20 protein-coding genes and 2 pseudogenes are annotated in these 21,930 nt (G+C 73.3%); 10 read left to right on the top strand and 12 right to left on the bottom strand.

The features are described 5' to 3' along the window. Positions 1–140 precede the first annotated feature (140 nt). On the top strand, positions 141–1,409 hold the full coding sequence (locus ABT247_RS00195; protein WP_350735461.1) for a serine hydrolase domain-containing protein: 1,269 nt from the start codon (positions 141–143) through the stop codon (positions 1,407–1,409). Between the two features lie 35 nt (positions 1,410–1,444). Here the strand turns inward: ABT247_RS00195 and ABT247_RS00190 are convergent, their stop codons facing one another. Continuing rightward, on the bottom strand, positions 1,445–2,635 hold the full coding sequence (locus ABT247_RS00190) for a CapA family protein (RefSeq protein ID WP_502892350.1): 1,191 nt from the start codon (positions 2,633–2,635) through the stop codon (positions 1,445–1,447). A gap of 285 nt (positions 2,636–2,920) precedes the next feature. On the opposite strand from ABT247_RS00190, the gene ABT247_RS00185 reads away from it, so the two are divergent. Beyond that, positions 2,921–3,199: a hypothetical protein gene (locus ABT247_RS00185; RefSeq protein ID WP_350735455.1), complete on the top strand. Its 279-nt coding sequence runs from the start codon at positions 2,921–2,923 to the stop codon at positions 3,197–3,199. A gap of 140 nt (positions 3,200–3,339) precedes the next feature. On the opposite strand, the gene ABT247_RS00180 is transcribed toward ABT247_RS00185, so the two are convergent. Beyond that, positions 3,340–4,713, bottom strand: coding sequence for an FAD-dependent oxidoreductase (locus ABT247_RS00180; RefSeq protein WP_350735452.1), 1,374 nt, complete (start codon positions 4,711–4,713; stop codon positions 3,340–3,342). A gap of 295 nt (positions 4,714–5,008) precedes the next feature. On the opposite strand from ABT247_RS00180, the gene ABT247_RS00175 reads away from it, so the two are divergent. Beyond that, a complete protein-coding gene (locus tag ABT247_RS00175) occupies positions 5,009–5,650 on the top strand; it encodes a DUF4360 domain-containing protein (protein WP_350735449.1) in 642 nt (213 codons plus the stop codon). Positions 5,651–6,007: 357 nt separating this feature from the next. Further along, complete coding sequence (locus ABT247_RS00170; RefSeq protein WP_350735446.1) at positions 6,008–7,657, top strand: purple acid phosphatase family protein; 1,650 nt, start codon at positions 6,008–6,010, stop codon at positions 7,655–7,657. A 213-nt stretch (positions 7,658–7,870) separates the two neighbouring features. Here ABT247_RS00170 and ABT247_RS00165 read toward each other — a convergent pair whose 3' ends face one another. The 5 genes from ABT247_RS00165 to ABT247_RS00145 all read right to left on the bottom strand — a co-directional run bounded on the left by ABT247_RS00165 (position 7,871) and on the right by ABT247_RS00145 (position 12,460). Next, positions 7,871–9,331, bottom strand: a complete 1,461-nt coding sequence (locus tag ABT247_RS00165) for a cytochrome P450 (protein ID WP_350735443.1) — start codon at positions 9,329–9,331, stop codon at positions 7,871–7,873. 39 nt (positions 9,332–9,370) lie between these two features. Beyond that, a complete protein-coding gene (locus ABT247_RS00160) occupies positions 9,371–9,988 on the bottom strand; it encodes a GTP-binding protein (RefSeq protein WP_350735440.1) in 618 nt (205 codons plus the stop codon). Beyond that, positions 9,969–10,328, bottom strand: coding sequence for a DUF742 domain-containing protein (locus ABT247_RS00155; protein WP_350735438.1), 360 nt, complete (start codon positions 10,326–10,328; stop codon positions 9,969–9,971). Before ABT247_RS00155 ends, ABT247_RS00160 begins: the two co-directional genes overlap by 20 nt. Positions 10,329–10,391: 63 nt before the next feature. Next, positions 10,392–10,778 (bottom strand): roadblock/LC7 domain-containing protein, encoded by a 387-nt coding sequence (locus tag ABT247_RS00150; RefSeq protein WP_350735435.1) that lies wholly within the window; start codon positions 10,776–10,778, stop codon positions 10,392–10,394. 17 nt (positions 10,779–10,795) lie between these two features. Continuing rightward, positions 10,796–12,460 carry an ATP-binding protein gene (locus ABT247_RS00145; protein WP_350735432.1) on the bottom strand — a complete coding sequence of 555 codons (1,665 nt, stop codon included), beginning with the start codon at positions 12,458–12,460 and terminating at the stop codon, positions 10,796–10,798. 438 nt (positions 12,461–12,898) lie between these two features. On the opposite strand from ABT247_RS00145, the gene ABT247_RS00140 reads away from it, so the two are divergent. Both ABT247_RS00140 and ABT247_RS00135 read left to right on the top strand, forming a co-directional pair. Further along, positions 12,899–13,834, top strand: a complete 936-nt coding sequence (locus tag ABT247_RS00140) for a class I SAM-dependent methyltransferase (RefSeq protein WP_350735429.1) — start codon at positions 12,899–12,901, stop codon at positions 13,832–13,834. A 4-nt stretch (positions 13,835–13,838) separates the two neighbouring features. Beyond that, the gene (locus tag ABT247_RS00135; protein ID WP_350735426.1) at positions 13,839–14,351 is read left to right on the top strand and encodes a GNAT family N-acetyltransferase; all 513 of its coding nucleotides are present in this window, start codon (positions 13,839–13,841) and stop codon (positions 14,349–14,351) included. A 104-nt stretch (positions 14,352–14,455) separates the two neighbouring features. Here the strand turns inward: ABT247_RS00135 and ABT247_RS00130 are convergent, their stop codons facing one another. The 4 genes from ABT247_RS00130 to ABT247_RS00115 all read right to left on the bottom strand — a co-directional run bounded on the left by ABT247_RS00130 (position 14,456) and on the right by ABT247_RS00115 (position 16,271). Next, positions 14,456–14,998 carry a GNAT family N-acetyltransferase gene (locus ABT247_RS00130; RefSeq protein WP_350735423.1) on the bottom strand — a complete coding sequence of 181 codons (543 nt, stop codon included), beginning with the start codon at positions 14,996–14,998 and terminating at the stop codon, positions 14,456–14,458. Positions 14,999–15,167: 169 nt separating this feature from the next. Then, positions 15,168–15,395 (bottom strand): DUF6458 family protein, encoded by a 228-nt coding sequence (locus tag ABT247_RS00125; RefSeq protein ID WP_350735419.1) that lies wholly within the window; start codon positions 15,393–15,395, stop codon positions 15,168–15,170. Between the two features lie 121 nt (positions 15,396–15,516). Beyond that, a complete protein-coding gene (locus tag ABT247_RS00120) occupies positions 15,517–15,681 on the bottom strand; it encodes a hypothetical protein (RefSeq protein ID WP_350735416.1) in 165 nt (54 codons plus the stop codon). A gap of 56 nt (positions 15,682–15,737) precedes the next feature. Further along, entirely contained in the window at positions 15,738–16,271 is a 534-nt protein-coding gene (locus ABT247_RS00115) for a hypothetical protein (RefSeq protein ID WP_350735413.1), read from the bottom strand. A gap of 339 nt (positions 16,272–16,610) precedes the next feature. Here ABT247_RS00115 and ABT247_RS00110 point away from each other — a divergent pair. Both ABT247_RS00110 and ABT247_RS00105 read left to right on the top strand, forming a co-directional pair. Further along, positions 16,611–17,180: pseudogene (locus tag ABT247_RS00110) on the top strand (carbohydrate binding domain-containing protein); the annotation flags it as partial. Between the two features lie 171 nt (positions 17,181–17,351). Beyond that, positions 17,352–18,311: pseudogene (locus ABT247_RS00105) on the top strand (chitinase); the annotation flags it as partial. A gap of 152 nt (positions 18,312–18,463) precedes the next feature. On the opposite strand, the gene ABT247_RS00100 reads toward ABT247_RS00105, so the two are convergent. Next, positions 18,464–19,471, bottom strand: coding sequence for an NADP-dependent oxidoreductase (locus ABT247_RS00100; RefSeq protein WP_350735410.1), 1,008 nt, complete (start codon positions 19,469–19,471; stop codon positions 18,464–18,466). A gap of 422 nt (positions 19,472–19,893) precedes the next feature. Here ABT247_RS00100 and ABT247_RS00095 point away from each other — a divergent pair, with 422 nt between their 5' ends. Together ABT247_RS00095 and ABT247_RS00090 are read left to right on the top strand one after the other, a co-directional pair. Next, complete coding sequence (locus ABT247_RS00095; protein ID WP_350735408.1) at positions 19,894–20,310, top strand: hypothetical protein; 417 nt, start codon at positions 19,894–19,896, stop codon at positions 20,308–20,310. Between the two features lie 53 nt (positions 20,311–20,363). Beyond that, a protein-coding gene (locus ABT247_RS00090; protein ID WP_350735690.1) for an IS5 family transposase occupies positions 20,364–21,295 on the top strand; the annotation gives its coding sequence in 2 pieces (ribosomal slippage) (positions 20,364–20,739 and positions 20,739–21,295; 933 coding nt in all). Positions 21,296–21,930: the final 635 nt, after the last annotated feature.

The following is a 21,930-nucleotide window of genomic DNA, read 5'->3' as shown; positions in this document are numbered from 1 at the left end:
AGCAGGGCCGGGCACTACCGGAGTAGCAGAGGAGCGACGAGAGTTTCCTGCTGCATGGTGACGACCGGTCACGGGATCCCGTGATGGTGTGGGGGCACCCAGGAGCGATCACGCTCCCCGCCGCACCGGAGGAGACCACCGTGACTTCGTCCACCCCGCGCCGCCGTCCGCTCCGCAGGGCGGCGGCCACCGCGGCAGCCGCCGCCCTCGCCCTCCTCACGCTCGCCACCCCGGCGGTCGCCGCCCCGTCCGGCGCTGCTCCGCCCGGCACCGCCCCGGCCGGCACTGCCGCGCGTCCGGGCGCCCCGTCCGGCGCTGCTCCGCCCGGCACCGCCCCGCGCCCGGGCGCCCCGCCCGACACCGTCCAGGGCCGGCTGGACGCCCTGGTGACGGACCTCGGGGTGCCCGGAGCGCTGCTGACCGTCCGCGACGGCCGGGGCCGGACCGCCGGCCGCACGGCCGGCGTCGGCGACGTGGCGACGGGCGCACCGGTGCCCCTCGACGGAGCGGTCAGGGTCGGCAGCAACACCAAGAGCTTCGTCGCCGTCGTCCTGCTCCAGCTGGTCGACGAGGGCGAGGTGGCGCTGGACGACACCGTCGACGACCACCTGCCGGGTCTGGTGAGAGGCGAGGGCATCGACGGGGGGAACATCACCATCCGTCAGCTGCTCCACCAGAGCAGCGGACTGCCCGACTACAGCGACCACCTCGGTGACGAGGTCCGGCACTACGAGCCCCGGGAACTCCTCGACGTCGCCCTGCGGCACCCCGCCGCCTTCCGGCCGGGGGCGTCCTGGCAGTACAGCAACACCAACTACCTGGTGGCGGGCATGATCATCGAGGAGGTCACCGGCCGGCCCCTGTCCGAGGAGCTGAACCGGCGGATCATCCGCCCGCTCGGGCTTCGGCACACGTACCTCCCGGCCCCGGGCGACACGACGATCCGGGGCCCGCACCCCGAGGGGTACGACAGGCCGGCGCCCGGCGCCCCGTTGGTCGACGTCACCGAACTCGACCCCTCCTGGGCCTGGGCTGCCGGGGGCCTGGTGTCCACGAACTCCGACCTGGACCGGTTCTTCACCGCCCTGCTGGAGGAGGACCGTCTCCTGCCCGGCGATCTGCTGGCCGAGATGCGCACCACGACCCCGGCCGAGGACACCTTCGGTCCGGGCGCCGAGTACGGCCTGGGCCTGGTGCGCAGGCCGCTGTCCTGCGGCGGCTACTACTGGGGACACGGCGGCAGTTACCCCGGCTACGAGACGCGCGCCGGCGCCACCGCCGACGGAAGGTCCGCCGGCGTCGCGGTGACGGCGCAGGTGACGGACAGGGCGGGCCGCCAGCGGCTCGACGACCTCGTGGACGCCGCCCTGTGCGCACTACCGGACGCGGCACCGGGAGGCCACCGTTGATCCGGGCGGACCGGCGGACCCGGTACCGGCGGCCGTCACCGCTGCGGCGGCGTCATGGTGAGGCCGGCCGCACCGGCTCCGCGGCTGAGCACCACCGTACGGATGTGCTCCAGCGCGCGGGCCCAGTCGGTGCGGCCGGGGTAGCGGCGGACGGCCTCCCGCAGGTCGAGCACCCGGTAGGGCGGGCCGAGGTCGGTGATCTGCGGCACGAACTCGGCCCGGGTGACCGTCCAGCGCTGCCCGGGGCCGGCCGGCGGGCTGACGGTGAAGCGGGCGAGGGAGCTCCAGTTGCCGCGCGGGTCCTCGGCGCCGTCGTAGGTGAACATGTGGCCGGCGAGCTGGTCGCCGAGACCGTAGACCGTCCAGGTGTCGTTGATCTTTTCGTAGGCCTGGGGGATGTGGGCGTGGGTGCCGAGGACCACGTCGATGTCGGGTCGGCCCGGACCCTGCCCGGCTGCGCACAACTCCCGTGCCAGGGTGAGCTGTTGCTCGTTCGGCGCGTCCTGCCACTCGGTGCCCCAGTGGATGCTGACCACCACCAGGTCGGCGCCGTTCGCCCGGGCGGCGCGGGCGTCGGCGAGGATCCGGTCCCGGTCGATCAGGTTGACGGCCCAGGGTTCGCCCTCGGGCAGGGGGATGCCGTTGGTGCCGTACGTGTAGGCGAGCTGGGCCACCGTCGCGCCGCTCGTCCGCAGCAGCGCGGGCCGACCGGCCTCCTCGGCGGTGCGGGCGGATCCGGTGTGGGCGAGGCCGACGGCGTCCATGGCGTCGAGCGTCCGGCGGATTCCGGCCGCGCCGTCGTCCAGGGTGTGGTTGGACGCGGTGTCGCAGGAGCTGTACCCGGTGTCCTTGAGCGCCTTGGCCACCTGCGGCGGGGACTTGAACGTCGGATAGCCGGTGTACGGGCCGCCGTCCGCGCCGTAGACGGTCTCCATGTGGCAGATCGCCAGGTCCGCACCGCTGACAAGCGGTTTGACTCCGGCCAGCATGGCCGTGAAGTCGTACCCGTTGCCGCCGGCGTCCTCCTTGGCCTGCTGGATGATCTCGGTGTGCGGCAACACGTCGCCGGTGGCGACCAGGGTGAAGGCCCTCGGGCCGGTCGGCGTCGGCGTCGCCGCCTGCGGCGTGGGGGCGGGCGGCTCGGCTGCCTGCGGTGCGCCGCAGGCCGGGAGGGCGAGCAGCAGGACCAGGGTCGTGGCGGCGGTCCGCCGACGGGAGAGGGGCATCATCGGCTCGTCTCGTGATCGGAAGGTATGACCAGCCCTTCGACCATGCGGGCGCGCCCGGCGCGGACCGTTTCCCCCACGCCCGCAGGTCACCCGGGGAGACTCCGACCGCTGCCCGGAAGGCCGGGGCCCCTGTGCCCGGTGGTGGAGTGCTTCGGCATCTGGCCAGCGCCCTGACCACAAACTTTCACCGGGCTGGGTGTCGTTCGGCCGGCCGGTGTGAGCGGTCGCGGGCTGCGGCACCGGCGGTGTCCTGGGCACCCGTGTGGGTGGCAGCATCGTCCTGTGATCACTGGGGTTGAAGAAGGCGGAGCTGTGGTTCAGGGAGGCGAGGTCGTCAGGGCCCTTCTGGCGGCGGTGGCGACCTTGGAGGATCTCGTTGCGGTGGGGCATGACTCTCATGCGGCGCTGAGCACCCTGGAAGAGATTGCCTATGAGCTGGGCAGGATGGATCCGGGCGGGCGTCGGCGATTCATCGAGGGGCTGGAGCGCGTTGCTGCGGAAGAGCAGGATCGAGCCGCTTGGATCCGGGGTGTTCCAGATGCATTGGGCCTTGATCACTGAGGCCCGAGAACCGGAGGTCACGCGGCTGCACGGATGGGGCGTCCGCCCCATCGAATGCCCTTCTCGCTCCGGATTCGGGCACGCGGCGCGCCTGGCCACCGCAGCGGAGGGTTCGGACACCGCGCGGTGCCCGGCGGGACTCAGCCGGGGATGGTCGCGTCCCACTGGGCCCGAGTCGGCCCGTCGTGCTGGGGAGTGAAGTCCTGGCGGGCATCGAGCCAGGCGGTGAGGTGGCGCTCCACCTCCTCGGTGCCGTAGGCCTCCTCGGCCGGGCGGACGAGGTGGCGCACCTGGGCGCGGGCCCTCATGACGACGGGGTCCTCGAAGGCGCAGGCTGCCAGCGCCGCGGCCCGGCGGTCCAAGAGCGGTGAACCCTCGGCGAGGCGTTGGGCGTTGACGCGGTCGGCCGTCACCTGGGCGTCGAACCACGGGCGGAGGGCCTGGACGGTCCAGGCGTGGTAGCCGTCGGGGTCGGCGGCGATCTCGTCGGCGTGGCCGGCGAGGTACTGGCCGGCGAGCAGACCGAGGGCCACGCCGTGGCCCAGCGTGGGATTGGTGTGGATGAGGCTGTCCCCGATGCTGACCAGTCCGGTGACGACGGGCCCGGCCTCGTCCGCGAGGGCCGTCCAGCGGTTGTCCAGCCCGGCCATCGCCAGGACGGCCGACCGGGGCTCGGGATCCAGGTCGAGCCAGGCGGCGCAGGCGGGGAACCTGCGGGCAACGGCCTCGAACACCGCGGGGTCCAGCAGCGCGCCGCGGGTCGGATCGCCGGTGGAGAGCACCAGGTTCACCGCGAAGGTGCCATTGTCGGAAGGGAAGAGGCCGGCCAGGGCGAACGGTGCGGCCGAACCGGTCCTCACCTGCCCGGGATCGCGGGGGCCTTCGGCCCGCAGCCGGTACCAGCGGCACAGGTAGGCGATCCCGGCACGGTGGCTCTCGACCACGGGCGGACGGCAGCCGGCCGCGACCAGCCAGTCCGGAACCGACGAACGGCGGCCGGAGGCGTCGACGACGAGGTCCACCTGGTGAGTCCGCGCGCCCACCCGCACTCCGGTGACCCGGGCCGGCCGGCCTTCGTCGACGACGAGACCGCTCACCCGGTGGCCTCCCCGCACCTCGACGGTGGGTTCCCGCCGCAGGGCCGCGATCAGGGCGGCCTCCAGCACGATGCGGCGGGTGCGCAGGGTGACCAGTTGCTCATCGCCGGCCCGGTGCGGCGGATGCTCGCCGAACCAGTCGAACTCGTGGTATTCCCGGGCCCCGCGGGCCAACAGGTCGGCGTAGACGTCGGGGCTCTCGGTGCGCAGCACGGTCCGTACCGGCGCGAGCAACGAGTGGGGCTGGACGGCCTGCGGGACGCGGGGCCGGCGCCAGTCGAAGAAGTCGCGTTCCAGGTCCTCCCCGGCCTGTCGCGCGTCCTGTTCGAACAGTGTGACCGGGTGTCCCCGCCGACCGAGCATGAGGGCCGTTCCCAGCCCGCTGATACCGCCACCGATCACTGCAACCCGCGCCAACTGGCTCCCCTTCGCGTCGTGTTGCGGAGCGAGCCTACCGCACGGTGATCTTCGCCTCGCGGACGGGTCGTCGGCTGCGGGGCTCGGGGTGGAGTGCGGGGCCGGGCGAAGGGCTCGAACAGCCCGGGCATGGCGGCCGTCGGCGTTGGCCCGGATCGTGGTGACCATGCGTCACCCTCTGGACACAGTGCGCTCGAGCGTGATGGCATAGCCATGTCAATCCGGCTGGCGCGCCCGCGCCAGGACCGGGGCAATCGCCGTCCCCGGCTCCCGTGGACGATCGAAGGGAAGCCCCATGCTCCTCCGCACACTGGCCGTCGCGACCGCCGTCCCCGCCGCGCTCGCCGGCTCGCTGGCCTTCGGCGCCGACTCGCTCCCGAGCCCGCCGGACCGGATCGTCATCGACGTCGCCACGGTCAACGGCTCCGGCTGCCCGGCGGGGACGGCGGCGGTGGCCGTGGCGCCCGACAACACCGCCTTCACCGTGACGTACAGCAGCTACCTCGCCCAGGTCGGCGTGGGCTCCAAGCCGACCGACTTCCGGAAGAACTGCCAGCTCGACCTTCGCGTGCACGTCCCGCAGGGCTTCACCTACGCGATCGCCTCCGCCGACTACCGCGGCTTCGCCCACCTGGAGCCGGGAGCGACCGGCACCCAGCGGGCCGGCTACTACTTCCAGGGCCAGTCGGGGACGACCTCCCAGAGCCACCGCTTCACCGGCCCGAGGGACGACAACTGGCAGGCGACCGACACCGTCGACGTCGCCTCCCTGGTGTTCGCCCCCTGCGGGGAGGAGCGCAACTTCAACATCAACACCGAGCTGCGGGTCGCCGCCGGTTCCTCGGACCCGACCCGCACCACCAGCTTCATGACGATGGACTCGACGGACGGCGACATCAACACCGTCTACCACCTCGCCTGGAAGCAGTGCCCCTGACGCGATCCGCCTGACCCCGGTGCCGGCCGCCACGCTCCGGCCCCGGTCCACCGACCCCCGATCCTCGAATCCCAGGGCCCGCCCCGGCCCCGGCGGAGCCCCGGCCGCCGGGGCCGGGGCGCATTCCGTGCCGGATGCGGCACTCGCGGGGATGTCACCGGCCGGCCACTCCAGCCAGTCCAGCCACGCCGGCCACTCCAGCCAAGCCGGCCCGTCCCGCCATGCCGGCCACTCCGGCCACGCGAAGTCACCCCGGCCACCCCTGGCATGACCCCTCGTCAGAAACCGATCGCCTGTGCATGCTCATGTCGCTACAGTGCTGCGGATCCCGAACCCCCACTCGGCGGACGGAGCACCATGACGATCGCACGCAGGTCCATCCTCAAGGGCACGTCGGCGGCCGGTGCCGCCCTGGTCGCGGGTGGTGCCGTCGCCCAGCCGGCTGCGGCCGCGGACCCCGGCCGTCCGGACGACGACGCACCCGCGAGTCCGCTGCTGCAGACCACCCCGCACCGCGCCGGGGCGCCGAGCGTCAGCGGCGTGCACCTGCAGTTCGGCACCGACCCGGCCACCGCGATGACGGTCTCCTGGATCACTCCGCAGTCCGTCCGCCGCCCGCAGGTCCGGCTCGGCACGCCCGACGGCGGCCACGGCCGGGTCGTCGAGGCGGAGACCCGCACCTACCGCGACGCCCTCGGCAAGGACGAGGTGTACGTCCACCACGCCAGGCTCACCGGCCTGCGCCCGGCCACCACCTACCTGTACACCGCGGGCCACGACGGCGCGAATCCGGAGACCGGCAGCTTCACCACCGCCCCGCGCGGCCGAGCGCCCTTCACCTTCACCAGCTTCGGCGACCAGGCCACCCCCAACCTCCGCCGCCGACTGGTCTTCCCCGACGGCATGCCCTCACCGCTCGGCAAGTACCCGGTGTACATGAGCAGCCAGATCGGTTCCCCGCACGCCGCCGACATCGTCGCCGCCGTCGAACGCGTCGGCCCGCTGTTCAACCTGGTCAACGGCGACCTCTGCTACGCCTCCTACAGCGGCCGCCACGGCCAGAGCCGCACCGCCACCTGGGCCGACTGGTTCATCAACAACAGCCGCTCGACCCGGTCGCGCCCGTGGATGCCCTGCGCCGGGAACCACGAGAACGAGAGCGGCAACGGCCCGATCGGCGCCCTCGGCTACCAGACCTACTTCTCGCTGCCCGACTCCACCGCGGACCGCGACGAGGAGACCAGGGGCATGTGGTACGCCTTCACCGTCGGCTCGGTGCGCTTCATCAGCCTGTCCAACGACGACGTGGCCATCCAGAACTCCGGTGAGAGCTATCTGCGCGGCTTTTCGGGAGGAGCCCAACTCCGCTGGCTGGAACGCGAGCTGCGTACGGCCCGGAGCAGCCGGGCGATCGACTGGATCGTGGTCTGCATGCACCACCCGATGATCTCCACCTCCAAGCACGGCTCCGGCAGCGATCTCGGCGTCCGCGAGTCCTGGGGCCCGCTGTTCGACGCCTACGGGGTCGACCTCGTGGTCAGCGGCCACGAGCACTACTACGAGCGCTCCCACCCCGTCCGCGGAACCCTGCCCAACGACACCCGCACCCCGGTCCCGACCGGTACGGACCCGCGCCTGGCCGACACCGGCCGCGGCACCGTCCACATGGTCATCGGCGCCGGAGGCAACGCCGCCACCACCCAGGACGACCTGTTCGAGCGGCCCCAGGGCCGGGTGGTGATCGGCCTGGAGGACCACCCCGCCCCGGGCGCCCCGTACCGGGAGTCGATCTGGCTCACCGAGGACGCGCCGTGGTCCGCCTTCCAGGACCGCGTCCACACCCACGGCTTCGCCGCCTTCGACGTCGACCCGGGGGACCGGCCCGGCGGCACCACCACGATGCGGGTCACCTACTACACCTTCGACGGCCCGCACGGGGACCTCACCCCGGTGGACACCTTCACCCTGCACCGCCGCCGTACCGACGCCGGTGGGGACCAGTACTGAGCACGCGGCAGGCGAGGGGCGGGAGACCACCGGCCCCCCGCCCCCCCGGCCCCCCGCCTGCCGAGCGCCGAGTGACCATCAGCGCCGGAAGAAGCCGACCAGCGCGGGGCGAGGGATCAGCACTCGGCGCGGCTCACCACCGCAACCTCGGCGTACCGCCGCACGACGGCACTGACCACCGCGCGACGCGGCCGTCAGCACACACGCCGCTGATCACCGCCGGAAGATCCCGGTCAGCACGTCCCACCAACTGCGCCGCTGCGCCGGAACGGCCGCCGGCGCAGCGGCTGCGGCCGCCGCCCGCTGGACGGCCCGGAGCGCCTCCGCCTCCCGGGCGGCCCGTTCCTCCGCGGCCAGCTGGGCCTCCGCCACCGACTCCGGGTCGGGTTCGATCTCGCGCGGGGTGAACTCCACCGGCAGTGCCGTCAGGTGGCGGGAGATCCAGGACGAACTCCAGGTCAACTCCTCCTCCGGCACCGCCAGCCGGAGGTCCGGCAGCAGTGTGAGCAGGATGTCGATCCCGGCCTCCGCGACGTGCCGTCCGATGTCCTGCCCGGGGCACTCGTGCGGCCCGGCTCCGAAGGACAGGTGCGAGCGGTTGCCGTACAGCGGGGTGGCGAGGTCGGGCCGGATCACCGGGTCGACGTTGCCCGCCGCGAGGCCGAGCAACAGGAAGTCGCCGGCCTTGATCTGCTGGCCGCCGAGTTCGGTGTCGGCCGTCGCGCAGCGTCCGGCGACCAGCGACATCGGCGGCGAGTCCCAGAGCACCTGGTCCAGCGCCTCACCCAGGGTCATCTGCCCGCCGGACAGGTGGGCGCGGAAGCGCGGGTCGGTGAGCACCATCTTCAGCGAGTCGGCGATCAGGTTGACGGTCGTCTCGTTGGCCGCCAGCAGCACCACCCGCAGGTGCTCCATCACCTCGTCCTCGGTCAGCCCGGCCGGGTGCGCCAGGAGCCGGCTGGTCAGGTCGTCGCCGGGGTGGTCGCGCTTGTAGGTGATGGTCCGGCGCAGGCTCGCCACCACGTACTCGTTGCTGGCGATCGCCGTCTCGGTGCCCTTCATCAGGTCGCGCGCGGCGTTCACCAGCTGCGGCCCGTACTCGTCGGGCATGCCGATCAGCTTGGTCATCACCAGCATCGGCAGGTGCTCGGCGAACTGGGAGACCAGCTCGGCCCGGCCGGTCGTGCCGACCACCTGCACCAGGTCGGTGGTGAAGCGGCGGACGTGGCGGCGGATGCCGCGCCGGTCGAAGCCGTTCAGACCGTCCAGGACGGCGCCGCGCAGCCGGCGGTGCTCCTCGCCGTCGGCGAAGACGCAGATCGGCTGCCAGGCGACCACCGGCAGCAGCGGGGAGTCGGCCGGGATCTCGTTGTTGCGGAAAGCGCTCCAGAGCCGGGAGTCGCGGGAGAACAGCGAGGGGGTGCGCATCGCGGTGATGTTGGCAGCGTGGCCGAGGATCAGCCAGGCCCGGTGGTCGCCGTGCAGCAGCACCGGGGCGACCTCGCCGTACTCGGCGCGCAGCTTCTCGTAGAGGCCCGCCGGATCGGCCTCGGCCTCCGGGCCGTACAGGCGTCGCAGGCCGCCGGGGCCGATCGGCCCGATGTCGCGGCCGTGGGCCGGGCAGCCGGGCGGCGGTGCGAGGGCGGCGTCGTCGGCGGGGAACGGGGTGGTCACAGGGGCTCCGGTTGCGGGGTGCGGAAGGGGGGAGGGTTGTCAGGCGGTGGGTGGGGCGGCGAGTTCGTACAGGTAGTGCATCAGCGCCATCAGGGTGTCGCGGCTGGATTGGCGGCTGCGGGCGTCACAGGCCACGATCGGTACGTCGGCCGGGAGGTCGAGTGCCTGCCGCAGCTCCTCGAGCGCGTAACTCGGCGCCTCCGGGAAGCCGTTGACGGCCACCACGAACGGGACGCCGCGGTCCTCCAGCCGTCCGATCACCTCGAAGCTGACTTCCAGCCGGCGGGTGTCGACCAGCACCACGGCGCCGAGAGCCCCCTCGAACAGTCCGTTCCAGAGGAACCAGAACCGCTCCTGCCCGGGGGTGCCGAAGACGTACAGCACGAGCTTGTCGCTGATGCTGATCCGGCCGAAGTCCATGGCCACCGTGGTGGAGGTCTTGCGTTCGACCCCGGTCGGGTCGTCCACGCCGACCCCGGCCTGGGTCATGGTCTCCTCGGTGGTCAGCGGGCGGATCTCGCTGACCGAGCCGACCAGCGTGGTCTTGCCGACGCCGAAGCCACCGACGATCACCACCTTCACCGCCGTGGCGACGGTGTCGGGCAGCAGGTCCGAGCTCGCCGGGCCGACGACCGTGTCAGAGCCGCTGTAGTCCATGGATCACCGCCTCCAACAGGGCACGGTCGGGGAGTTCCGCCGCCGGGATGGCGGCGCGGGCCTCGATCCGCCCGTCGTCGAGCAGGTCCGCCAGCAGGACGATGACCACGCTCGGGGGCAGTTCGAGATAGGCGGAGACCTCTGCCACCGAGAGCGGGGAGCGGCACAGCCGCAGGATGGCCGCGTGCTCGGGCTGCATGGCGGGGGTCGGCTCCGCGCGGGAGACGATCAGGGTGACCAGGTCGAAAACGCCCGGCCCGGAGGGGCCGCTGCGGCCCCGGGTGATCACGTACAGGCGATCTGGGTCCGGTCCCTCCCAGCCGCCCTGTTCGGCCGTCATGTCACCGCCTCGGTGTGCTGGTTCACGTCACCGCCCGGGCGCCGCGGCGGTTCGCCGGCCGGATCACGCGACCACCTCGGGGTTGCGCGGCGGGGTGGAGAGGTGCTCGCCGATCCGTTCCACCAGGTCGCGCATCTGGTGGCTCACCAGTCCGGCGTCCACCCCTTCGTCGGCGAGCACCGCGAGGTAGGCGCGGTCGCCGGCCGACATCAGGTAGAAGTAGCCGCCGTCGACCTCGATGACGACCAGCCGCATCGAGCCGTTGCCGTGCGGGAACTCGTGCCCGACCGCCGCGGCCAGGCTCTGCAGGCCGGCGCAGGCGGCGGCGAGGCGGTCGGCGGTGTCCGGGTCGGCGCCGTACTGGGCGATCCGCAGGCCGTCGGCGGAGAGCACGATGACGTGGCGCACGTACGGGACGCTGTGTGCGAGGTCGTTGAGGATCCAGTCCATGTTGCTGCGGTGCGGAATCACTGCTCGCCTTTCCCTGCCGTCTCTTCACTGGTCTGTCCGGTGCCGGGTTGTCCGGCGCCGGTCTGTCCGGTCGAACTCGCCGACGGGCCGGTGCCCTTGTAGCCGTCCATGAACGCCTCCAGCCACAGGCCGGGCTTCTTCGCGGCCGGCCGGGGGGTCGGGCCCGCCGGACCCGCCGCCGGCCCCGAGGTCGGCCCGCTGAGGTGCGCGCCGGTGCTCTTGGGCTGCGCGGCGGCGCGCGGGGCCGGGGCGAAGGCGGCCCGGCCGGTCGGCCGGTGGCGGCGGCGCTGCGGCAGGCCGTTGGCCGTCCGCTCGGTGATGGTCACCTCGTCGTCCCCGGTCTCCGGGCCGGCGGACCCCCACGGGCTGGTCGAGCCGTAGGACGGCCCGACGCCGGCCGACGGCGCGGAGGTCCGGGCGCCCCAGGGCCGGGAGGGGGTGGTCTGCCGGGGCGGGTTCGCCGGGAGCGGGCGCGGGCCGGAGAAGGCGCCGATGCCGTGGGCCCGGCCGGTCGGGGGCGCGGTGGTGAGCAGTTCCTGGGGGACGACCAGCACCGCGCGCACGCCGCCGTACGCCGACCGGCGCAGCGACACCTGGAAGCCGTACGCCTGGCAGAGCCGGCCGAGGATGGCGAAGCCCAGCCGGGGGGACTCGGTGAGGTCGTCGAAGTCCTTGGAGACCATGGCCTCGCGCATCGAGCGCTCGGCCCGGGCGCGGGCCTCGTCGGTGAGCCCGAGGCCGCCGTCCTCGACCTCGATCGCTATTCCGCTCTGCACCTCGGAGGCGCTCAGGTGGACGTGGGTGTGCGGCGGGGAGTAGCGGGTGGCGTTGTCGAGGAGTTCGGCCACGGCGTGGATCAGCGGTTCGACGGCCGGGCCGGTGACGGAGATCTGGGTGACCGGGTGGAGGTCGACCCGCTGGTACTCCAGGATGCGGGACATCCCGCCGCGCAGGACGCTGTAGAGCGCGATCGGCCGGGTCCACTGCCGGCCGGGTCGGGCGCCGGAGAGCACGGCGATGGAGTCGGCGAGGCGGCCGACCAGGGCGTTGCCGTGGTCCAGGCGCAGCAGGTCGTCGAAGACGGCCGGGTCGTTGCCGTGCCGGTCCTCCATCTCGCGCAGGTCCTTGGCCTGCCGGTGGATGATCGCCTGGACGCGGCGGGCGAGGTTGACGAAGGCGCGCTCGGCGGAGTCGCGCCGGCTGACCTCGTCGTCGACGGCCTTGGCGATGCCCCGGGCGACCATCTCGAGCGACTCGCGGAACTTCCGGGAGAGCAGCGGGTTCGGCTGCTGGAAGGGCTTGAGCAGCACGTCGATGGAGGAGCCGTACCGGGCCCCGCCGACCAGGCGGCGCAGTTCGCCGGCGGCGAGCCGCTCGATCTCGTCCTCCTGGGCGGCCAGCTTGCGGTGCAACTCGTCGACCCGCCGGATGTGTTCGGCGCGCAGTTCCTCGAGCGCCCGGCCGCGTCGGGCGGATTCGGCGGCCACCACGGCGACCAGCACGGTGGCGGTGGCCCCGCACCACAGCACCCCGGCCCGGGCTTCGACGGACACCACCACCGCGGCGACCGCCACCGCCACGGCCATGACGGCAGTGGGCAGCAGCCAGCCGAGCAGAGGCGCGGGGCGCCGTCTGGTGGGTGACGATCCAGCTCGAAGCATTCGGCATCCTCAAACGATCGGAACAGAACGGGGACGGGCGACGACCGGCTCCGGAGGCGTGGTGCTGCAGCATAGCCAAGTTCAGGACAACCCTGACCGAAACTCAAAAATACTGTCCGTCAACCGACTTGTGGCAACTTGCCGGACATGCCAGACATCTCGCACACCAGTCGCAGCCCGGGTCGGTCACCGCCCGGTCACCAGGCTTCTCGCCTCGGACCCTCCGCACCGGCAACCCGGCCGGGATTCGCTCATGCGAAGGGTTTCCGGCTCAATTCGCGGCGTGCGGCGGATAGTTCGTGCTAGGGCTCGGACGCGGCGGCCTCCATCACCCGTGCGGGGGATATTTTGGCCCGCCCACGGCGTGGCGCAACATCTGTTGCCTCTCTGGGCAATGCCTGTTGACGGCCGCTGCGCGCGGGACCTACTGTGCGGGCCATGAACACGGACGATCTCGGGCGCCGGGTGGCGGACGACGTGGCGGGAGCGGGAGGACTCGACGGGCTGCGGCGGCTGTCGGGGGTGATCGCGGCCCTCGAGGAGCGGCGCACCGGTCTGGTCGAGGAGCTCCGGCGCGGGAAGCAGGCGACCTGGGAGGAGATCGGCCGCGCCTGCGGAATGACCCGCCAGGGCGCCACCCGGCGCTGGACGGGGCGGCTGCAGGCCCGCTCCTTCGGCACCGCGGCCGCCTCCTACCAGCACGGGCGCCCCGGCTACCCCCATGCGCTGATCGGCTCGGCGGTGCCGCGCGAGGCCCGCAGGGTGCTCGATCTCGGCGCCGGCACGGGCCAGTTGACCCGACTGCTCGTCGACGCCGGCCTCGACGTCGTCGCCGTCGAGCCGGACGAGGACATGCGGGCCCTGCTCGCCGCGTATGCGCCCCGGGCGGCGGTCCGGGCCGGCACGGCCGAGCGGATCCCGCTGCCGGACGGCAGCGTGGACGCGGTCGTGGTCGCCCACGCCTGGCACTGGTTCGACCAGGCGGCGGCCCTCTCCGAGATCGCCCGCGTGCTCACTCCCGGAGGCACTCTCGCCCTGGTGTGGAACGTCCGTGACGAGTCGCAGCCCTGGACGGCCGAGCTCGGCGCCCTGATGCGCCGCAGCACCCGTCGGCGGATCGACACCGCGCCCGTGGTCCCCGCCCCGTTCGGCGCTCCCGAGCGGCTGGAGATCCGCTGGGAGCACCAGACCACCCCGGCCGGGATCCTCGACATGGTCGCCTCGCGCAGCTACGTCATCGCCCTGCCCGAAGCCGAGCGCGCCGGCCTGCTGGCCGACGTCGAGCGCTTGCTCGCCACCCATCCCGACCTGGCCGGTCGGGAGCGGATCGCCATGCCCTACCTCACGAGGTGCACCCGTGTCCGTCTCGGCTGAAACCATGACGGTCCGCCGCCTCGGCGTCGCGGACGCCGGACCGTACCGCGCCTTCCGGCTGACGGCCCTGGAGGAGACACCTGGTGCCTTCACCTCCGGCCACGCCGAGGAGCGCGGCAAACCGCTCGCCGACACGGTCCGGCGCCTCGCCGAGGCCGAGGCCGGGCCGGGCGCGCTGCTCGGCGCCTTCGATGACGGCGGCACGCTCCTCGGCACCGCCGGACTGCGGGTCCACCCGCGCGCCCAGGAGCGGCACAAGGCCACCCTGTACGGCATGGCGGTGGCCCGCGCCGCCGGAGGGCGGGGGATCGGCCGGGCCCTGGTCGAGCGGGTCCTCACGATCGCCGCCGCGGACGGGCGGCTGCGCCAGGTGCTGCTGACCGTCTCGGAGGGCAACGAGCCGGCGCTGCGGCTCTACACCGCCTGCGGCTTCGAGGTGTGGGGCCGGGAGCCGAGGGCCGTCCTGGTGGACGGGCGGGAGGTCGCCAAGCTTCACATGGTGCGCCTGCTGGACTGACCGGTCGCGGGGCAACCGGCCGCGGTGCCGTGCGGCCGCCTCAACGACCGGCTGCGGTCCCGTGCCGCCGCCTCAACGACCGGCCGCGGTGCCGTGCCGCCGCCTCAACGACCGGCCGCGGGGTACTGGTCCGATGACAATCCGAACACCCGGACCCGCCGACCGCTGGTGGGAGTGACGGTCTCCCGGACCAGGCGCATCCCGAGTTTGGCCGTGACCCGTTCGGAGGCGCGGTTGCCCACCTGAACGATGGAGACGACCCGGTCGAGCCCCCGCTCCTCGAATCCGAAGCGGAGGGCGGCCGCGGCGGCCTCGGTGGCCAGGCCCTGCCCCCAGTGGCTGCGCCCCAGCCGCCAGCCGACCTCGACCGCCGGCAGCACCTCCGGCAGGAAGGCCGGTACCGACAGACCGGTGAAGCCGGCCAGCTCACCGGTGGAGCGGACCTCCACGGCGAACAGGCCGAAGCCCTCCGACTCCCACTCGCCCTCCCAGGCCTGGATCCCGCTCCGGGTCTGCCCTTCGTCCCGGACCCTGCCGTCACGGATCCACCGCATGACCTCGGGGTCGGCATTGATGAGGGCCATCGGGGCGATGTCGTCCTCGCGCCAGCGACGCAGGACCAAACGGGGAGTCTCGAGCCTGACCATCCGGTCATTCTGGTTGACCAGCCGGGCCGTCAGCCATCCCCCCCGGCTCCGAGGACCCCACCGTGCGGGCCGCAGTGGCGGAGAAGGGCGCACACGGTGGGCCTGCGGCCCTCGCGGGGGACTCGGACGGGACCGAGGCGGCCAGCCCCCGCCCGGCGTCGGTGACACCTCACGGCTCGTCGTAGTAGCGCCGTTCCTCGACGACCTCGTCGGCTCCGGCCCGGCCCATGAAGCGCCGGCGCCGGAAGACGCTGGCGTAGGTGATAAGGCCGAGCAGTCCTGCGGCCATCAGGATCCAGCCGACCACGTGCACGTTCATCCCGGAGAGGTGCCAGTCGACCCCGAAGGCCAGCACCGCGCCGAAGGCGAACAGGAGGATGCACCCGCCGATACCCATCTTCTCCACTCCTCTGCGTTCGGATGGAGTCCGGCTACCCCGGAGTCGGCGGATGACACAGCGGATGACACAGGCGGTTGCGCGGTTGACCTCCCAGCCCTCGGCTCCCCGGGGGCCGGCGCTACCTGCGCCCGGCCTGCCGGCGGCCGATCCTCATGCCGCCGAAGAGCAGGGCCGCGAGGAACAGGACGATCCCGATCACCAGCAACCAGAGCAGGCCCTTCACCAGGACGCCGACGAAGCCGAACACCACGGCGACGAGCACGATGAACAGGAACAGGGCCATGTGGTCTCCCTGAGTCGTTTCCCACGGTGCCGAGTTGCGGTGCGTGGCACCGCCGGTCAGGAGGGGCGCCGATGCGCCGCGGCGCCGGTGCCGTCGGTGGCGGGGTCCGGCCGCAGTGCCCGGGCGGCTTCCGCCTGGCGGGCGTCCAGGATGTCCGCCTGGCGTTCGGCCCTGGCCTCCAGCACCCGCAGCCGGGAGTCCATCAGGTCGTCGCGCGCCACCGTCCGCAGTGCCCGCCAGAGCGCGAGCTTCCCCTGGACGCCGGTGCGCATGGCCTCCGCCTCCAGGAGGTCGCTGAGCGGCGAGCGGCGCACCAGCCGTCCGTTGGGTTTCAGCCGGCCGGCCTTCTCGGCCGCCGCGCCGAGGACCATCCGGTACCGCCGGGGGCGGACGCCCAGCGCCCGCATGAGTCCGACGAGTTCGTCGCGGTCCTCGGCGACCTCCCGGGCCAGGCGCCGCAGGTCCGGCGCGGAGGGACCCGCGGGGTGCGTGCGGGCGATCCGCCGCGCGAGCGCCGCGCCCGCGCAGGAACCGGCCAGGTGGTCGTTGAGGTAGATCGCGAGCAGGTGTTCGTCGTCGACGACGGCCATGCTGTCACCCCTTCACGGTGCTACGCGCCCGGCTGGGCGGCCGGAGCCCTTCCGGTGCGGCGGATCCCGTCACCGGGTTCCGCCGTCGCGCATCGCGGGTGCCCAGCCGGGAGCGGACGGAAACGGGAACGGCCCGGAGCCGTGGCCGGTGTCGAGCGGCGCCGAGCGTGGGCCGGCCGTACGGCGTCCCGGCCTCGTGGGCCGGACCTCGTCGACCGGACCGGAATTGGTCCAGACCTATTGACGGGCCCGGTCGGCCCTCCCTACGATCCGGTCCGGCACAGCCCCACATGTCCCCACCTCACCCAGGGCCGGGCGTCACGCCCCCACGCGCTCGTCATGTCCATGGCGTCCGGCGGAAGGGAGCACCACATGTTCCGTCGGAGGCCGCACACCCCACGCCCGCCGGGCGTGGAACGCGCACCGCAGCCGAACCGCACCGCCCTGAACCGACCGGCCGCCCTGAAGCGGCCCCTCGCCGCGGTGAGCGCGCTCGCCCTCCTCGGCGCGTGCGCCGCCGTGGCCGGGGCGGTCACGGCCGGGGCCGTCCCGGCCGGGGCCGCCACCACCAACCTGGTGGCCAACCCCGGCTTCGAGAACGGGCTCTCCGACTGGACCTGCTCCGCCGGCTCCGGCGCGGTCGTCGGCAGCCCCGTCCACTCCGGGACCTCCGCGCTCCGGGCCGTGCCGACCGGCCAGGACGACGCCCAGTGCACCCAGACCGTCAGCGTCCAGCCCGACTCCTCCTACACGCTGAGCGCCTACGTCCAGGGCAGCTACGTCTACCTGGGGGCCACCGGCACCGGGATCACCGGTGCCCAGTCCACCTGGACACCCGCCAGTCCTTCGTACGGCCAGCTCAGCGTCGGGTTCACCACCGGGCCGAACACCACCTCGGTGACCGTCTACCTGCACGGCTGGTACGGGCAGCCCGCCTACTACGCGGACGACGTGTCGCTCACCGGACCGGGCGGCAGCAGCCCCACGCCGACCGCCACCCCGCCGTCCAGCACCCCGCCGACCACGCCGCCGCCGACCAGCACCCCGCCCACCACGCCACCGACCAGCACCCCGCCGACGGGCGACACCTGCCCGACGAAGCCCAAGCCCTCCGGCAAGGTGCTGCAGGGGTACTGGGAGAACTGGGACGGAGCGGCGAACGGAGTGCACCCCGGCCTGGGCTGGATCCCCATCACCGACAGCCGGATCGCCGCGCACGGCTACAACGTCATCAACGCGGCATTCCCGGTGATCCTCTCGGACGGCACCGTCCTGTGGCAGGACGGCATGGACGCCAACGTCAAGGTCGCGACCCCTGCCGAGATGTGCCAGGCCAAGGCGGCCGGGGCGGCGATCCTGATGTCGATCGGCGGTGCCACCGCGGGCATCGACCTGAGCTCCAGCGCCGTCGCCGACCGGTTCGTGGCGACCGTCGTCCCCATCCTCAAGAAGTACAACTTCGACGGGATCGACATCGACATCGAGACCGGCCTGGCCGGAAGCGGCGACATCAACACGCTGTCCGCCTCCCAGGCCAACCTGGTGCGCATCATCGACGGCGTGCTGGCCCAGATGCCCGCGGGCTTCGGCCTGACGATGGCCCCCGAGACCGCGTACGTCACCGGCGGGAGCGTCACCTACGGCTCCATCTGGGGCGCCTACCTGCCGATCGTCAAGAAGTACGCCGACAACGGCCGGCTGTGGTGGCTGAACATGCAGTACTACAACGGCAGCATGTACGGCTGCTCCGGCGACTCCTACCAGGCCGGCACCGTCCAGGGCTTCACCGCGCAGACCACCTGCCTCAACAACGGCCTGACCGTCCAGGGCACCACCGTCCGGGTGCCCTACGACAAGCAGGTGCCCGGACTGCCGGCCCAACCCGGCGCGGGTGGCGGCTACCTGGACCCGGGCGCGGTCGGCCAGGCGTGGAACGCCTTCGGCGGCTCCCTCAAGGGGCTGATGACGTGGTCGGTCAACTGGGACGGCTCGAAGGGCTGGACCTTCGGCGACAACGTCCGGGCGCTCCAGCGCCGTTGACCTCCCGTGACCTCCCCGCGCCCCGGACCGGTGACGAGCCCGGGGCGCGGGGGCGTCGGCTCCACCGTCCCGACCTCCGCGCCCCGCGCCCGGCTGCCTCGCGCCCCGCTGCGCCGTGCCCCGGTCGGGCCGGCCACCGGCGCGGCGTGCCCTCACGTCAGACGCAGCACCAGCTTGCCGGTGTTCTCGCCGCGGAACAGCATCCCGAGGGTCTCCGGGAAGTCGTCCACGGTCCCCTCGACCACGTGCTCCTTGACCTTGATCCGGCCATCGCCGATCCAGCCCGCCAGCTCGGCGGCCGCGGCGCTGAACCGCCTGGCGTAGTCGAAGACCACGAAGCCCTCCATCCGGGCCCGACGCACCAGCAGCGACAGGTAGTTGGACGGGCCCTGCACGGCGCTCTCGTTGTTGTACTGGCTGATCGCGCCGCAGATCACCACCCGGGCGTGCATCGCCAGCCGGGTCAGTGCGGCGTCCAGGATCGGGCCGCCGACGTTGTCGAAGTAGACGTCGATGCCGTCCGGGGCGTGGGTGCGCAGTGCCTTGCGGACGTCCTCGGCGCGGTAGTCGATCGCCGCGTCGAAGCCGAGCTCATCGACGAGCAGCGCGCACTTCTCCGGTCCGCCCGCGATCCCGACCACCCGGCAGCCCTTGATCTTCGCGATCTGGCCGACCAGGGTGCCGACGGCCCCGGCGGCGCCGGACACCACCACCGTCTCGCCCTCCTTGAGCGCGCCGACATCCAGCAGCCCGAAGTAGGCCGTCATGCCGGGCATCCCGAGCGCCCCGAGGTAGGTCGGCAGCGGCGCGAGCGCGGGGTCCACCTTGAGTGCCCCCTTGCCGTCGGACACCGCGTACTCCTGGACCCCGAAGGTGCCGACGACGTGGTCGCCGACCTGGAACGTCGGGTGGTTGGACGCGACGACCTCGACCACCGATCCGGCCCGCATCACCTCGCCGAGGCCCACCGGCGGCAGGTAGGAGGGCCGGTCGTCCAGCCACCCGCGCATGGCCGGGTCGAGCGAGAGGTACCGCGTCCGCCCCAGGAACTCGCCGTCGCCCGGAACGCCCACGGCCTCCTCGGCGTGCGCCCAGTCCTCCGCCCGGACCTCCCCGACCGGCCGACGGGCGAGGCGGATCTGGCGGTTCACTACGGTCATGACGTCTCCAAGGGCGTGTTCGGGGTCCAGCAAGGGGCAGGGCCGAGTGTAAGCAAGCGCTTAGTCATCTGGCCAGAGCCCCCACCCGGAGACGGGGCGCCATCTCGGGAGCCGGGCCCGGTGCCGGCCGACTCCGCACCGGTGGGCCGCCGGTGGAGGGGGCGTGACCGTCGCCGGCGGCCGACGCTCTGGCCTGGCCTCGCACCAGCGGATTGCCGATCCACGACAGGAAAGCCGAGACCGCCGTGAGCGTTCCCCTGCGCAGGACAACTGCCCTACCGTTCCTCGCACTTGCCGCGGCGGGCTGTACGGCGGGCGGTACCGGCACGGCGGCCGCGGGCCCGTCCGCCGCGGGCCCCACCACCCCCGCCGCCGCCCCGAGGCAGGCACCACCGCCGGCGGCCGCGGTCGGTCCTGCCGGGGTGCTGGAGGCCTGGCTCGCCGACGTGTACCGGGGCGACGTCGATGGGGCGTGGACGCTCACCCGACTCCCGTCGAACGCCGGCTCCGCCCCTCAGCAGGACCCCAAGGCGGCGTTCACCCGGCTGGTGAACTCCCTTCACGAGAACTTCGTCCAGGCCGTCCAAACGCCGGACTTCAAGGTCACCCACCGGGCCCCCGGGGCGGCGGGCCAGAGCGTGATCACCGACGCGGACGTGACCGTGGACGGGCACACCCTGCGGCAGGCGATCCTGAGTACCAAACAGGGCTCCGGCCAGGTGCGGCTCGCCCTCACCTTCACCCTCGGCCAGGTCACGGGCGAGTGGCGGCTGACCAACCTCGGCATGGACCTCGACGCCTCCGTCGCGGCGACAGGGGGCGCCGGCGTCACCGGCTAGGTTCCGTCCGGTCGATCATGTGACTATCGCTCGCCGTGCTCGGTGGTCGGGGCATGGGGCGGGGAGATCTCACGGATGCCGAGTGGGAACGGCTTCGGCCGTTCCTGCCGGTCAGCAACAGGCGTTGTGGCCGGTGGCGGGACCATCGGCAGGTGATCGACGGGATTCTGCACCGGGTGCGGACCGGTGTGCACTGGCGGGATCTGCCCGAGCGGTTCGGTCCCTGGAAGACGGTCTACGAGCGTCACCGGCTGTGGTCGGCCGACGGGACCTGGGAGCGCTTGCTTCAATGGGTCCAGGCCGAGGCGGACGCGGCCGGCGACATCGACTGGGACATCTCGGTGGACTCCACCATCGTGCGGGCCCACCAGCACGCGGCCGGCGCCCGCGCCGACCCGCCTCCGGCCCTTGCGCCAAAGGGGGCTGGGCGAGGAGAACACCAGGACGAGACGCCGTGGCAGAGCCTCCTCGCCCGCCTGGTGGAGGTGGTGCTGGAGGTGAGGGCCTGGGCCGCTCGCGGGGCGGGTTCACCACCAAGGTCCACCTGAGCGCGGACGGCCGCTGCCGCCCGCTGTCACTGGTCCTCAGCGCGGGGCAGCGGGCGGACTGCACGCAGTTCGAGCCTGTACTGGAGAAGATCCGCGTCCCACGGACCGGTCCGGGCCGGCCCCGCAAGACGCCCGACAGCGTGGCCTGCGACAAGGCCTACAGCAACGGGCCAAGTCGCGCCTACCTGCGCAGACGCGGCATCCGGCACACGATCCCGGAGAAGGCCGACAGTCGGGCCGCCCGCCTGCGCAAGGGCTCACGCGGCGGACGGCCACCCGGCTTCGACGAGGAGCGCTACAGGAAGCGCAACACCGTCGAACGAGCCATCAACAAGCTCAAGCACGCCCGAGCCGTCGCCACCCACTATGACAAGCGCGGATACGTCTACCTCGGCACCGTGACCGCAGCAGCCCTCGCCATCTGGCTCCGCACATGATCGCCCGGACGGAACCTAGCCAGCGCCGCGGCCGCCCCGGGGGGTCGGGCGGCTGGTCCCGGCCCGGCGGGCCGCGTTCGCCATCGGCCGGACCGCGGCCCGAGTGACGGTCGGGACGGTGGTCCGATCGGGCCGGCCACCGCGCCCGCGGTCCTCGGCCGAGCAGGATGTCGGCGCGCACCCGGTCCATGTGCTCCTTCGCCGCCGCCAGGCCCTGACGGCCCTGTTCCGCGAGGGCCGGCCGGCCGTCCGCGCCGGTGGCGCGCCGGCTCCGGTGGACGGGGGCGTCGGCGGAGTGGGCGATCACCTTCGAGTCCGAGAGTCCGATGCCGTCGGGCACGGCACGGAGCTCCGCCCTGGCGCGGCCGGGCGCGGCGCGCGGGCGATGTCGTTGAGCGCCCACTACGAGGGCCGGGTGGTGTCGATGCGTGCCAGGGTGGCCTGCGAGTGCCGCAGGACCGCCTCGGGGGCGCGCCAGGCGGCCAGGGCGATGGGCCGCCGGTCGTGCTCCGTGGTGTCGGCCTGCGCCGTGTTCCCGGTGGTCCTGGTCGTGGCGCCAGGACGCCAGGTGCGGTCGAGGTCGAGTCCGGCTCGGGTCGAGGGGGTCGCGCCGGTCGGCGGCCGGCCTCCCCGGC

This window comes from Kitasatospora sp. NPDC001539 (assembly GCF_040298565.1).
In the GTDB taxonomy this organism is placed as follows: domain Bacteria; phylum Actinomycetota; class Actinomycetes; order Streptomycetales; family Streptomycetaceae; genus Kitasatospora.
The sequence above is the reverse complement of the archived record's forward strand: the minus strand, read 5'-3'. Positions and strand labels throughout refer to the sequence as shown.